Genomic DNA, 13,033 nt, shown 5'->3' on the forward strand with positions numbered 1-13,033 from the left:
TATGAAGATGACAGGGGCGCAAGCCCTGGTCAAGAGCTTGGAGAACGAAGGTGTGAAACATATGTTCGGCATCCCCGGAGGGCGATTGATCGCCGTACATCACGAACTTCACGTATCCAAGAAGATCAAACACTTCCTGATGAGACACGAACAGGTTGCGGCCCACGCGGCCGACGGTTACGCCCGCGCGACCGGCGAAGTCGGCGTGTGCATGGCGACTTCCGGCCCCGGGGCGACAAACTTGGTCACGGGTATCGCCAACGCGTATATGGACTCTATTCCGATAGTGGCCATAACAGGGCAGGTCGGCAGCATGGAAATCGGCACCGACGCGTTTCAGGAAGCCGACATAACCGGCATAACCCTTCCGGTCGTCAAGCATAGTTATCTGGTTAAGGACGCTCGCAATATCGGGCGGTACGTGAAGGAAGCCTTCTATATCGCCAAAACAGGGCGCCCGGGACCGGTGTTGATCGACTTGCCCAGCGATATCGCCATCCAACAATTCGAATACAAGGAGCCTGGAGACATCAAGCTGCCTGGTTTCAAACCGATCTTCAAAGGCCACGCCAAGCAGGTCAAATCGGCAGCCAAGATGATTCTGGAAAGCCGGCGCCCCATCTTCTACACGGGCGGCGGTATTATCAGCGCCAATGCGGCCCCGGAACTTGCCAAGGTCGCGCGTCTGACGCAGATTCCGGTGACGACGACGCTGCTCGGCAAAGGCGGATTCCCGGAAACAGACCCGCTCAGCCTGGGTATGCTCGGAATGCACGGGACGGCTTACGCGAACCACGCCATATCCGGCAGTGATCTTATAATCGCCGTCGGGGCAAGATTCGATGACCGCGTCACCGGCAAGGTGTCGACGTTCGCGCCGCACGCCAAGGTCATTCACATCGACGTCGATCCGGCGGAAATCGGCAAGAACATCGCGGTGGCCATCCCGATAGTCGGCGACGCCAAACAGATTTTGAACGAGCTGTACAAAGAACTGAAGGAGGATTTTGCCAAGGTGAAAACCGTGCCTTGGACGGAATGGCACGATACTATTCTGGCCTGGAAAGCCAAGCACCCGCTGACCTATAAAAAAGACAAAGCGCTAAGGCCGCAATACGTTATCGAACAGATACACGAGGCGACCAAGAATAAGAACGCCATAATCACGACCGGCGTCGGCCAGCATCAGATGTGGGCGGCCCAATATATCAAGACGACAAAACCGCGGACGTTTATTACGTCCGGCGGCCTGGGCACAATGGGATTCGGGCTGCCCTCGGCAATCGGGGCGCAGGTCGGAAAGCCTGACGCACTCGTATTCGACATAGACGGCGACGGCAGTTTCCAGATGGTTTCTCAGGACATGGCCAGCGCGTCGGCGTTCGACCTGCCGATTAACGTCTGCATTCTGAACAACTCTTTTCTCGGCATGGTGCGGCAATGGCAAGAACTGTTCTGGGACGCTCGATACGCCGCGGTCAATTTGGCGCCCGGGATGCCGGATTATATGAAGTTGGCTGAGGCCTACGGAGCTCAAGGGATCAGGGTGACAAAGCCTGATGAAGTCCGTCCGGCAATTGAAAAAGCCATTAAAAGCAAGAAAGCGAACATCCTGGAATTCGTCATTGAGCGGGAGGAAGCCGTTTTTCCGATGGTCCCGCCGGGCAAAGGTCTGCAGGATATGATCTACGAAAAACCGGCCGCCAAGAAGGGAGGCTCACGATGAGACACACGGTATCCGCGCTCGTCGAGAACAAACCGGGCGTCCTGGTCAGAATAGCCGGCTTATTCAGCCGCCGGGGTTTCAATATCGAAAGTCTGGCCGTCGGCCCGACAGAACGACCGTCGATTTCGAGAATGACCATAGTAGTTGATATCGCTGACCGGCCGCTGGAGCAGGTCAACAAACAGTTAAATAAGCTGATTAACGTGTTAAAAACCAGCGACCTGAAAGCAGATGAAGCCGTCGAGCGCGAGCTGGCGCTGTTTAAAGTAAGCGCGGCTCCGGCCAAGCGCGCCGAGATCATCGAGATCGTGGACATCTTCCGCGCGAAGATTGTCGACGCGACGCGAGACGAACTCATCATCGAGGCAACGGGAACAGAGGATAAGATCGCCGCAATCGAGAACATGCTGAGGCCTTACCAAATTAAGGAAATGTCCCGCACGGGTAAGATTGCTCTAGCCCGCGGCGGCCATATGACAGAATAGAAGGAAGTGATGAGGTGATTTATGAAGTGATGGAAGTAAGTTTCGAAGTGATGGAAGTGAACTCATCACTATCATCACCCCCATCACCACAAATATCACTGCTAGTATCACTTGATTGAACAAGCAAGCAAAGAAGAGGAGTAACAATGGCAAAGATTTTCTATGATAGCGACGCGAACCTGGATGCCCTGAAAGGCAAGAAGGTCGCCATTATCGGCTACGGCAGCCAGGGCAGGTCGCACACGGCCAACCTGGCCGACTCGGGTGTCGATGTCATCGTCGGCAGCATCAAGGACGCTTCCTGGGACGCGGCGGCTGAGGCAGGCTTTAATGTGATGCCGATCGCCGAAGCAGCCGCGGCGGCGGACGTCATCATGATCCTACTGCCGGACGAGTTCCAGAAGGACTGCTATTACCAGGATATTCATCAGCATATGACCGAGGGGAAAGCGCTTTTCTTCGCGCACGGATTCAACATCCGTTTCAAACAGATCGTGCCGCCCGCTAACGTGGATGTCATCATGATTGCGCCGAAAGGACCAGGCTTCCTGGTCAGAGAGACGTATCTTGAGGGCAAGGGCGTGCCGGCGTTGATTGCTGTCGAACAGGACCACACCGGCCAAGCCCACGAAATAGGGCTGGCTTACGGCAAAGCGCTCGGGGCCACCCGCGCCGGTTTGCTGGAAACGACTTTCGCGGAGGAAACCGAGACGGACCTCTTCGGAGAACAGGCTGTTTTGTGCGGAGGCGTGACGGAGCTGATCAAAGCCGGTTTTGATACCTTGATTAACGCCGGTTATCAGCCGGAAGTCGCTTATTTCGAGTGTCTGCACGAGCTTAAGCTGATTACCGACCTCGTCCAGAAACACGGTATCTCCGGGATGTGGACGTTCGTCAGCAACACCGCCGAGTATGGCGGCTTGAGCCGGCGCGAACGTCTGATTACCCAGGGAACGCGGGCCGAGATGAAGAAGATGCTCGACGAGATTCAATCGGGCAAGTTCGCCGACGAATGGCTGAAAGAGAATGCCGACGGCCGTCCGAATTTCAACCGGATGGAAAACGAGGAGAAGAATCTTCAGATTGAGAAGGTCGGTCGCGAGCTTCGGCAGATGATGGACTGGCTGAAGAAATAGGAAGTGATGAAAGTGAAACAGGAAGTGATGGAGTGACATTATCACTAGCATCGCAACCTTTATCACCAGCATCACAATAAAGGCACGGCTATTAATCGCAAAAGATCTGTTTAGGTATATAAAGAAGTGCTTTGTTTGCGTTACTATATTGATAAATATTTCACTTATTCCTTAGAGGAGGATGCTGTATGAGGAAAGAGTACTTGATGACCCCTGGCCCCACCCCGGTACCCCCGGAAGTACTGCTGGCGCAGGCTCAGCCGATGATTCACCACCGGGCGCCCATCTACACCGAGGTCATTCTGGCGGTCTTAGCCGATTTAAAGTACGTCTTCCAAACCAAGAACGACGTCATCATGTTCGCGTCATCAGGCACGGGCGGCATGGAGTCAGCCGTCGCCAATTGTTTTTCAGCGGGCGACAAAGTCCTGGTAGTGTCCATCGGCAACTTCGGCGAGCGTTGGGCGAAGATCTCCGAGACATACGGTCTTAACGTGACCAAACTCGATTATGAGTGGGGGACGCACGCGAATCCGCAGGATATCGCGGACGCGCTGACCGCCGATCCGGACATCAAGGGCGTATTGGCGACTCACAGCGAGACCTCTACGGGCGTTGTTAACGATATCGAGGCCATGGCGGCCATAGTCGCCAAAACGCCGGCCATCTTTATCGTTGACGCGATCTCCGGTCTTGGCGCCTCCGACCTGCAAACCGACGCCTGGAAGGTAGACGTCGTCGTAGCCGGCTCGCAGAAGGCTCTCATGACTCCTCCGGGGCTCGCCTTTGTCAGCGTTAGCGACAAGGCATGGCAGGCCGTCGAGAAATCAACCCTGCCCAAGTTTTATTTCGATTACAAAAAGAGCCGCGACGCTTTGCACAAGGAACAGCCGCAAAGCCCGTTTACCCCGGCCGTGTCAACGATTCTCGGCCTGGCGGAAGCGTTGAGGATGATTAAGGAAGAGGGACTGGAGAACGTGTTCGCGCGGCATCATAGCAATGCGGCGGCGACAAGGGCCGGCGTTAAAGCCCTCGGCCTGGATCTATTCGGCACGGAGGACCCGAACGCGCACTCGGTGACGGCGGTCAGAGCGCCGGAAGGCGTCGACGGTCAAGCAATCGTCAAGGCCATGCGGGTAGACTACGGTATTACCGCCGCCGGCGGCCAGGGCAAGGTCAAAGGAAAGATATTTCGCATCGGGCACTGCGGTTATTACGACAGGTTCGACATATTATCGTGTATGGCCGGCTTGGAAATGGCTTTGTCCGACCTGGGTGTTAAAACCACGCCGGGCGCGGGCGTAGCCGCGGCCGAAGCGGTTTTCGAAGCCGCTAAAAAATAATCGATCGACATAAAACAAGGAGGTGTGTCAATGGGCAAGATGAGGGTTCTGGTCAAAGATAAGATCGCGGACGCGGGCATCGAGATGCTGAAAGAGCATTACGACGTTGACGTCAAGCAAGAATGGACTCAGGACGAGCTGAAGGAGCACATCAAAGACTATGACGCGGTGATCGTGAGAAGCGCGGGAAAAATCACTGAGGACATAATCGACGCTTCAGATCACCTTAAGATCATCGGCCGGGCCGGCATCGGTTTGGACAATGTTGACATACCTGCCGCGACAAAAAAGGGCATAATCGTCGCCAACGCGCCGCAGAGCAACATTATCTCGGCGGCGGAGCATGCGCTGGCGTTGCTACTGGCTGAGGCTCGGATGATTCCGCAAGCGCAGGCGACGCTAAAAGAAGGCGAATGGAAACGGAGTAAGTTTAAGGGCGTAGAGCTTTTCGGAAAAACGCTCGGCATCGTCGGGTTGGGAAGAATCGGCGGGTTGGTGGCCAGCCGGGCTCGCGGTTTCGGGATGAAGGTCATTGCCTACGATCCGTACGTAGCCGCGGACAAGTTCGACGAGTTAAGCGTAGAGATTGTTCTGGACCTTGAGGACCTTCTAAAGCAAAGCGATTTTATATCGATTCATCTGCCGAAAACGCCGGAAACCAAGGGCTTTATCGGCGCCAAGGAAATCAAAATGATGAAGGACGGGGTTCGCATAGTCAACGCGGCCCGCGGGGGCATCGTCGACGAGAAAGCCTTGTACGACGCGCTGGTAAGCGGAAAGGTGGGCGGCGCGGCGCTTGATGTTTTCGAGAACGAGCCGCCGGCGGACAGCCCGTTGCTTAAACTAGATAATGTGGTCGCCACCCCTCATCTTGGCGCCTCGACTAACGAGGCTCAGGATAAAGCGGGCGTTATGATCGCCGAGCAGGTAATCGCCGCGCTAGACGGAGACTTTGTCAGCGCGGCCGTAAACATAAGCGCGTCACCAATGGGAATCGCCGATGAGGTTAAACCTTATATACCCCTGGCCGAGACCCTGGGCGCGATTTTCACGCACCTTCATGAAAACAAACTGAACACTATCGATATTGAATACAGCGGGGAGCTGGCGGATTTCGGCGTTGAGATCCTGACGGTCGCCGTCTTAAAAGGCATGTTCTCGCCGGTCGTATACGAGCCGGTGACTTTCGTCAATGCGCCGCTTATGGCCAAGGATCGAGGGTTGGAGGTTCGAGAGATCAAGAACTCCAAAGCGCGTGAGGGATCGGGTTATATCAAGGTCAGCGCGGGCGGCAAGGATACGATGTACGTCAAGGGCAGCCTGGGCGGCAGCAGGGGCGAACCGCGTATCACCGAAATCGGCGGATTCGAATTGGATCTGAAGCCTATGAAATACATGGCTTTCTTCCGCTATCACGACCGGCCAGGCGTTATCGGGTCGATCGGGACGATGCTCGGGAAGAACAGCATAAACATCGGGATGATGCAGGTTGGTTTGGCGCCGGACCGCGAAGAGGCAATGATGGGACTGACTGTCGACCAGGAGATCCCGGATAAACTGATGAAAGAGCTCGTCAAAGTCATACATGTGACGATGGCAAAATTCATTACGTTGTAGGACGCTTAAGCGCCGGGGGTTGAATGGTCAGGATCATCTTAGTCAGGCACGGCGAAACCGCTTGGAATAAGGAAGGCAAGTTCCAGGGACGGCTTGATATCGAGCTGAGCGACATAGGCAGGCAGCAGGCCAAAAAGCTGGCTGAAGCCCTGCGGGATGTTCACGTGGACTACATTTACTCTTCCCCGCTGAAGCGGTCGTTCGAGACGGCCCAACTTATCGCGGGCTGGCATAGCAAGGAAGTTGTTCCCGCCGAAGAATTCAACGAGATTGACCACGGGTCATGGGAAGGCATGCATTTGGACGCGGTCATTGACGCTCACGGCGAGCTCTATGAGACCTGGTTGAACAATCCTCATGAGGCGAAGATGCCGGGCGGCGAGGAACTGCGGGATATCAGGGAACGGGCGGTCCGTAAGATGACCGAGATTCTGGCGCTCACGCCCGACGGAATGACGGTTGTGATCGCCGGCCACGACGCGACCAACAAGGTCCTGCTATGTTATGCTCTCGGCCTGGACAGCTCGCATTTCTGGCAGTTTAAGCAAGGCAACGCGGCTATCTCGATTCTCGAATACGAAAAGGGCATATTCCGGGTGACGTTGCTCAACGACACGTGTCACCTGGGCGGGGTGTTGGACGAAACGACTACTGGAGCACTCTAATAAATAAGAAATATTAAATAAGAAATAAAAAACCCGATAAGGGCGGCAGAAATATTTTTCGAGCGAAGTCGCCATAGGCGGCTAAGTCGAGAAGTTAAACAAAGGAAGAGCATGGATAGAGTATTAATTTTTGATACGACTTTAAGAGACGGGGAGCAAAGCCCCGGTATAAGCTTGAACTCTCGGGAGAAGCTGGAGATTGCCGAGCAGCTGGCTAAACTGGGCGTTGACATAATCGAAGCGGGCTTTCCGATTACCAGTCCGGGAGATTTCGAGGCGGTCAAGGCCATCTCGGAAAAGGTTCGCGGACCAGTTATCGCCGCGCTGGCCCGGGCCATAGACAAGGATATAGACCGGGCTTGGGAAGCGATACAGCCGGCCGAGAGGCCGCGCATTCACACGTTTATAAATACTTCCGACGTCCAGATCAAACATCAATTACACAAGACGAAGGACGAAGTCCTGGAGATGACCGTGGCGGCCGTCAAGCGCGCCAAGGGCTACTGCGAGGACGTCGAGTTTTCCGCGATGGACGCCAGCCGGAGCGATTTGGATTTTCTTTATAAGATATTCGCGGCCGCGGTCGGGGCCGGAGCGACGACGATAAACATCCCCGATACGGTAGGATACGCGCTCCCCGAGGAGTTCGGCGCTTTAGTTCACAACGTCATCAGAAACGTACCGGGGATTGAGGATGTTGTAGTCAGCGTGCATTGCCATAACGATCTTGGGCTGGCCGTGGCTAATTCAATAGAGGCAGTCCGTAACGGCGCCCGGCAGATCGAATGCGCGGTCAACGGACTGGGAGAACGCGCCGGCAATACGTCGCTGGAAGAGGTTGTCATGATCCTGGATATAAAGCAGGACATAATAGGGCCGAAAACCGGATTGAAGACTATTGAAATCGTCCGGACCTCCAGGCTCGTGAGCCGATTGACGGGTTACAACGTTCAGCCCAACAAGGCGATTGTCGGGGCCAACGCTTTCGCTCACGAATCCGGCATTCACCAGGATGGTGTCTTGAAAGAAAGGACGACGTTCGAGATTCTGGATCCGAAACAGGTCGGCTGGACGACCAGCCGGATAGTTCTTGGCAAAACGAGCGGCCGCCATGGCTTTAAACAGCGCCTGGGGGATCTCGGCTATAAGTTGAGTGATGATGAATTGAACAGCGCCTTTGAGCGATTCAAGGTTCTGGCGGATAAGAAAAATGAGATTACAGACGACGACCTGGAAGCCATCTTGGCTGAGGATATCCGGGCGGCAACGGCTGTTTACCGGTTGGACTTCATCAAGACGTCGAGCGGGACCGGCGAGACACCCCGGGCGACAATCCGTTTAAGCAAGAACGGCGAGACAATAGAGATGGAAGAAACGGGCGACGGCCAGGTCAACGCCGTATGTAAAGCGATAGATAAAGCGGTCGGCTTAGAGCCCCAGCTTCTTTCGTATAACGTCAGCGCCATCACGGGCGGCCTGGACGCCCAGGGCGACGTCTTAATCAGGCTAAGCATTAAGGATAAACAGGTTTTAGGCAGAGGCGTGTCGACGGACATAATCGAAGCCAGCGCGCGCGCCTATCTTAACGCGATTAATAAGTATCTTAGTAAGTGATGGGGAATAGGGGAAGAAGGGGATAAGGGAAGATGGGTTCAACGATAACCGAGAAAATACTGGCGGCTCACGCGGGCAAAGATACAGTCCGGCCAGACGACCTTCTGGAAATCGACCTGGACGTCGTCCTGGCCAATGATGTTACGGCCGCGATCGCCATAACCGAATTCCGCAAAGTCGGGAAGTCGCGCGTTTTTGATAAAGACAAAGTCGTGCTGGTCGCCGATCATTACGTTCCGGGAAAGGACGTTAAAAGCGCAGAACAGGCCAAGTTCATGCGGGAGTTTGCCGAGGAGCAGGACCTTACGAACTACTATGACGTCGGCTGCGGCGGCATAGAGCACGCCCTGTTGCCGGAGAAAGGCCTTGTTAAGCCGGGTGACGCCGTCATCGGCGCCGATTCTCATACCTGCACCTACGGCGCCTTGGGCGCTTTCGCGACCGGCATGGGTTCGACGGATATCGCGGCGGCCATGGCCACGGGGAAGATATGGGTCAAGGTTCCGGCCAGCCAGAGGTATATATATAAGGGAAGTCTCAGGCCCTGGGTGTACGGCAAGGACCTGATGCTGGCCGCGATAGGCCGAGTCGGTGTCGACGGAGCGCTGTATAAGGCGATGGAGTTCACCGGGCCGATCATTGACTCGATGAGCGTAGACCAGAGGCTAAGCATGACGAACATGGCCATCGAGGCGGGCGGCAAGAACGGCATCATGGCGCCGAATGTGGCCACTCTTAAATATGTTAAGGAGCGCGTTAGCAAGCCGTTTTCTGTGTATGAAAGCGACATGGATGCGGAATACGAAGCCGAATACGAATTCGACGTTACGGATATTGAACCGCTGGTCGCCTTTCCCCATCTGCCATCGAATATCAAACCAGTCGGCGAGGCGGCGGGAATCAAGATAAACCAGTCGGTCATCGGCTCGTGCACCAACGGACGGATCGAGGATATGCGCGTGGCAGCCGCGGTTCTTAAAGGGCATAAGGCGGCCAAGAACGTGCGCCTGATTATCATCCCGGCCACGCAGGAGATTTACCGTCAGGCGATGAAAGAAGGCCTGTTCGACATCTTCCTTGACGCTAACGCAGCCGTGTCCACGCCGACCTGCGGACCGTGTCTCGGCGGACACATGGGCGTCTTGGCGGAAGGGGAAAGGGCCATCGCCACGACTAATAGGAACTTCATGGGCCGGATGGGCCATAAAGGCAGTGAGGTGTATCTGTCCAATCCGGCAATCGCCGCGGCCTCGGCGATTTTGGGGCGGATCGGATCACCGGAGGAACTGTAATGAGATACAAGGGAAACGTCTGGAAATACGGACGCGACGTTAACACGGACGATATCATAGCGGCTAAATACCTGGTCAGTTGGGATGCCGTTGAGCTTGGCAAAAACTGCATGGAGACGTTAGACCCGGAGTTTGTTAAAAAGGTCAAAACGGGCGACATCTTGGTTGCCGAGGAAAACTTTGGCTGCGGAAGTTCGCGCGAGCACGCGCCGATGGCCATCAAAGGCGCGGGTGTGTCCGTCGTCATCGCCAAGTCGTTCGCCCGCATATTTTTTAGGAACGCGATCAACACCGGGCTGCCGCTGCTTGAAAGCAAGGCCGCGGTTGACGGGATCAGTAACGGCGATAACGTGTCCGTGGACACGGAAACGGGCAAGATCGTCAACGAGACGACGGGACAGACATATCAGGCCAAACCGTACCCTGAGTTCTTGCAGGAACTCATCAAGGCCGGCGGCCTGATCAACTACATTAAAGATAGAGCGTAGTGATGGAAGTGAATTGTGAAGTGAAGAAGGTGAGTATTGAAGTGATAGGAGATAAAGGTATTAACAGCTATCACATATATTACTATCATCACCTCTGTCATCACTTATTTCACTAGCATCACCAACAGATAAACAGGAGATCATATGTACAAAATAGGTGTTATGCCGGGCGATGGAACAGGGCCGGAGGTTGTCCGCGAGGGATTGAAAGTTCTCGAGTCCGCCGCGGAGAAGTACGGCTTTAAATACGAGCTGGTTCAGTATGATTTCGGCGGCGACCGGTACCTGAAAACCGGCGAGACTCTGCCCGATTCGGCCATTGAAGAATTCAAGAAGCTCGACGCGATATTTCTGGGCGCCATCGGGCATCCGGACGTAAAACCCGGCATTCTGGAAAAAGGCATCCTCCTGAAGGCTCGTTTCGCGTTAGACCAATATATTAATTTACGACCGGTAAAGTTATATCCGGGCGTCGAGACGCCGTTAAAGGACAAAGGCCCGGAGGATATTGATTACGTAGTCGTCCGGGAGAACACCGAGGGGTTATATGCCGGCGCGGGCGGCTTTCTGAAAAAGGGAACGCCGGACGAGGTGGCTATCCAGGAAAGTATCAACACGCGCAAAGGCGTCGAGAGATGCATCCGTTACGCCTTCGAGTATTGCCGCGCGCGGAACAAAGACAAGAAGCTTACCTTGTGCGGAAAGACGAACGTCCTGACCTTCGAGTTCGATCTATGGGAAAGAGCTTTCAACGAGATCGCGGTCGAGTATAAGGATATCAAGACGGACTACGCGCACGTCGACGCCATCTGCATGTGGATGGTCAAGAATCCCGAATGGTTCGACGTAATCGTGACGGACAATATGTTCGGCGACATAATCACCGACCTGGGCGCGATGACGCAGGGCGGCATGGGTATCGCCGCCGGCGGCAATATCAACCCGGAAGGCGTGTCGATGTTCGAGCCGATCGGCGGCTCCGCCCCTAAATATACCGGTCAGAACGCTATCAATCCTCTGGCGGCCATTAGCGCCTTGGGGCTTTTGCTGGCCACGTTGGGCGAGACTGAAGCAGCGGCCAAGATCGAAGCCGGCGTGGCCGATGTGACCGGCAACAAGCTTAAGAGCATGGCGGCCGGGAAAATGGGCTACACTACCTCAGAAGTCGGCGACCTAATAGTTAAATACGTACAAGAACAAGGTTAATCTGTCAGCCACGAGGCGCGAGCCACGAGCTATGAGGATGATATCAAACCAGCCTCACGGCTTATGGCTCATGGCTAACAAAGGAGGATATTAATGCCGATAACGGAAGTTAAGAAAATCTGGATGAACGGGAAAATGGTGGACTGGCACGACGCCAAAATCCACGTGCTGACGCACGCCCTGCATTACGGTTCGGGCGTCTTCGAGGGCATAAGGGCCTATAAAACGGCTGACGGGCCGGCGGTATTTCGTCTGACCGACCACATGGAGCGGTTGCACCGCTCGGCCAAGATCTATTACATGGAGATTCCTTATTCAACGGAAGAGCTGGTCGCCGCGACTAAAGAGCTCGTCAGGGTGAACGAGCTGGACGGATGTTATATCAGGCCGATCGTTTACCGCGGTTACGGAGAGATGGGTTTGAATCCCCTAAACGCAACGGTCGACGTCAGCATCGCCTGCTGGCCGTGGGGCGCTTATCTTGGCGAGGAAGGGATCAAGCACGGAATCCGCGCCAAGGTTTCCAGCTATCGTCGCATAGACGTAAACGTCCTGCCGCCGGCGGCCAAAGCCAGCGGCAACTACATCAACTCCATCCTGGCCAAAGTGGAGATCATCCACGCCGGCTACGACGAAGCCGTCCTCTTGAACACGTACGGATTCGTAACCGACGGTTCCGGTGAGAACATCTTCATGGTCAAAGACGGCGTCTTGTATACGCCGCCGACGCACGCCGGCGCGCTGGAAGGAATCACGCGCGACTCCGTCATCACCATCGCCAACGACCTCGGCTATACGGTTATCGAGGACAACCTGGTCCGTTCGGACCTTTACCTGGCGGATGAGGCTTTCTATACGGGTACCGCGGCGGAGATCGTGCCGATCCGCGAAGTCGACGACCGCGTCATCGGGGATCCGGGTCCAATCACCAAAGCCATCCAAGAAGTCTTCTTCGACGCCATCGTAAGCAAACGCGAGGAATACAAAGACTGGTGTGAGCTCGTCTAAGTCCTTGCCACCGGGAGATTTCTCATTGACAGAAACCTTAAAATATGGTAGGAATAACTGTATTCGGGGTGAGCCACTTTCTACATCACGGGGGCTGATGTGAAACTGTCAAGAAAAACTCCACTGCTTTCGTACGTAAGACTCGTTGTCGGAGTCATTTTAGTGATTCTCATCTCGCTAGCTGCCAATGCTACCCCAGGACTTGCTCAATCCGATATTGCCGATTGCTCAGCATGCCATGTAGCAGCGCTAAGGACCTTTGACGCAGATCCCGTAGGTTCTTCAGCTTGCGGGACATGCCACCAAGCCTTACTTCCCGGGACGTGTGATATTGGCACGATAGCGTCGCCTTTCGGTTTCTTCAAAAGCCCATATCCGACAATGGAAGCGTCTGCTCTTCATGTTAACCACTCGGGAGTGAACGGCAGGGCCGATCAACCTGAATGCTCGAGA

11 protein-coding genes are annotated in these 13,033 nt (G+C 54.9%); all 11 read left to right on the forward strand.

Going from position 1 to position 13,033, the window contains the following annotated elements:
* The first annotated feature begins 1 nt into the window (after position 1).
* The 11 genes from ilvB (at position 2) to WC891_05675 (ending at position 12,580) form a co-directional block, all read left to right on the forward strand.
* Entirely contained in the window at positions 2–1,726 is a 1,725-nt protein-coding gene (gene ilvB, locus WC891_05625) for a biosynthetic-type acetolactate synthase large subunit (GenBank protein MFA5867425.1), read from the forward strand.
* The gene (gene ilvN, locus WC891_05630) at positions 1,723–2,211 is read left to right on the forward strand and encodes an acetolactate synthase small subunit (protein MFA5867426.1); all 489 of its coding nucleotides are present in this window, start codon (positions 1,723–1,725) and stop codon (positions 2,209–2,211) included. Before ilvB ends, ilvN begins: the two co-directional genes overlap by 4 nt.
* Before the next feature lie 146 nt (positions 2,212–2,357).
* Positions 2,358–3,347 carry a ketol-acid reductoisomerase gene (gene ilvC, locus WC891_05635; protein ID MFA5867427.1) on the forward strand — a complete coding sequence of 330 codons (990 nt, stop codon included), beginning with the start codon at positions 2,358–2,360 and terminating at the stop codon, positions 3,345–3,347.
* Positions 3,348–3,535: 188 nt separating this feature from the next.
* Positions 3,536–4,690 (forward strand): alanine--glyoxylate aminotransferase family protein, encoded by a 1,155-nt coding sequence (locus WC891_05640; protein MFA5867428.1) that lies wholly within the window; start codon positions 3,536–3,538, stop codon positions 4,688–4,690.
* 30 nt (positions 4,691–4,720) lie between these two features.
* Positions 4,721–6,307 carry a phosphoglycerate dehydrogenase gene (gene serA / locus WC891_05645; GenBank protein ID MFA5867429.1) on the forward strand — a complete coding sequence of 529 codons (1,587 nt, stop codon included), beginning with the start codon at positions 4,721–4,723 and terminating at the stop codon, positions 6,305–6,307.
* A 23-nt stretch (positions 6,308–6,330) separates the two neighbouring features.
* Positions 6,331–6,972, forward strand: coding sequence for a histidine phosphatase family protein (locus tag WC891_05650; protein MFA5867430.1), 642 nt, complete (start codon positions 6,331–6,333; stop codon positions 6,970–6,972).
* A gap of 111 nt (positions 6,973–7,083) precedes the next feature.
* Positions 7,084–8,586, forward strand: coding sequence for a 2-isopropylmalate synthase (locus WC891_05655; GenBank protein MFA5867431.1), 1,503 nt, complete (start codon positions 7,084–7,086; stop codon positions 8,584–8,586).
* Between the two features lie 32 nt (positions 8,587–8,618).
* Positions 8,619–9,878, forward strand: a complete 1,260-nt coding sequence (leuC, locus tag WC891_05660; protein MFA5867432.1) for a 3-isopropylmalate dehydratase large subunit — start codon at positions 8,619–8,621, stop codon at positions 9,876–9,878.
* Positions 9,878–10,366: a 3-isopropylmalate dehydratase small subunit gene (locus tag WC891_05665; protein ID MFA5867433.1), complete on the forward strand. Its 489-nt coding sequence runs from the start codon at positions 9,878–9,880 to the stop codon at positions 10,364–10,366. Before leuC ends, WC891_05665 begins: the two co-directional genes overlap by 1 nt.
* A 144-nt stretch (positions 10,367–10,510) precedes the next feature.
* The gene (locus WC891_05670) at positions 10,511–11,572 is read left to right on the forward strand and encodes a 3-isopropylmalate dehydrogenase (protein MFA5867434.1); all 1,062 of its coding nucleotides are present in this window, start codon (positions 10,511–10,513) and stop codon (positions 11,570–11,572) included.
* A gap of 93 nt (positions 11,573–11,665) precedes the next feature.
* Positions 11,666–12,580 carry a branched-chain amino acid transaminase gene (locus WC891_05675; GenBank protein MFA5867435.1) on the forward strand — a complete coding sequence of 305 codons (915 nt, stop codon included), beginning with the start codon at positions 11,666–11,668 and terminating at the stop codon, positions 12,578–12,580.
* Positions 12,581–13,033: the final 453 nt, after the last annotated feature.

The organism is Actinomycetota bacterium (genome assembly GCA_041658625.1).
GTDB lineage: Bacteria > Actinomycetota > JAHEXW01 > JAHEXW01 > JAHEXW01 > JBAZZW01.

What these genes read in the sequence shown, in the direction of transcription:
- ilvN (MFA5867426.1), top strand. Translation starts at nt 1,723, where the DNA reads ATGAGACACACGGTATCCGCGCTCGTCGAGAACAAACCGGGCGTCCTG.
- ilvB (MFA5867425.1), top strand. Translation starts at nt 2, where the DNA reads ATGAAGATGACAGGGGCGCAAGCCCTGGTCAAGAGCTTGGAGAACGAA.
- WC891_05670 (MFA5867434.1), top strand. Translation starts at nt 10,511, where the DNA reads ATGTACAAAATAGGTGTTATGCCGGGCGATGGAACAGGGCCGGAGGTT.
- WC891_05655 (MFA5867431.1), top strand. Translation starts at nt 7,084, where the DNA reads ATGGATAGAGTATTAATTTTTGATACGACTTTAAGAGACGGGGAGCAA.
- WC891_05675 (MFA5867435.1), top strand. Translation starts at nt 11,666, where the DNA reads ATGCCGATAACGGAAGTTAAGAAAATCTGGATGAACGGGAAAATGGTG.
- leuC (MFA5867432.1), top strand. Translation starts at nt 8,619, where the DNA reads ATGGGTTCAACGATAACCGAGAAAATACTGGCGGCTCACGCGGGCAAA.
- ilvC (MFA5867427.1), top strand. Translation starts at nt 2,358, where the DNA reads ATGGCAAAGATTTTCTATGATAGCGACGCGAACCTGGATGCCCTGAAA.
- serA (MFA5867429.1), top strand. Translation starts at nt 4,721, where the DNA reads ATGGGCAAGATGAGGGTTCTGGTCAAAGATAAGATCGCGGACGCGGGC.
- WC891_05665 (MFA5867433.1), top strand. Translation starts at nt 9,878, where the DNA reads ATGAGATACAAGGGAAACGTCTGGAAATACGGACGCGACGTTAACACG.
- WC891_05640 (MFA5867428.1), top strand. Translation starts at nt 3,536, where the DNA reads ATGAGGAAAGAGTACTTGATGACCCCTGGCCCCACCCCGGTACCCCCG.
- WC891_05650 (MFA5867430.1), top strand. Translation starts at nt 6,331, where the DNA reads ATGGTCAGGATCATCTTAGTCAGGCACGGCGAAACCGCTTGGAATAAG.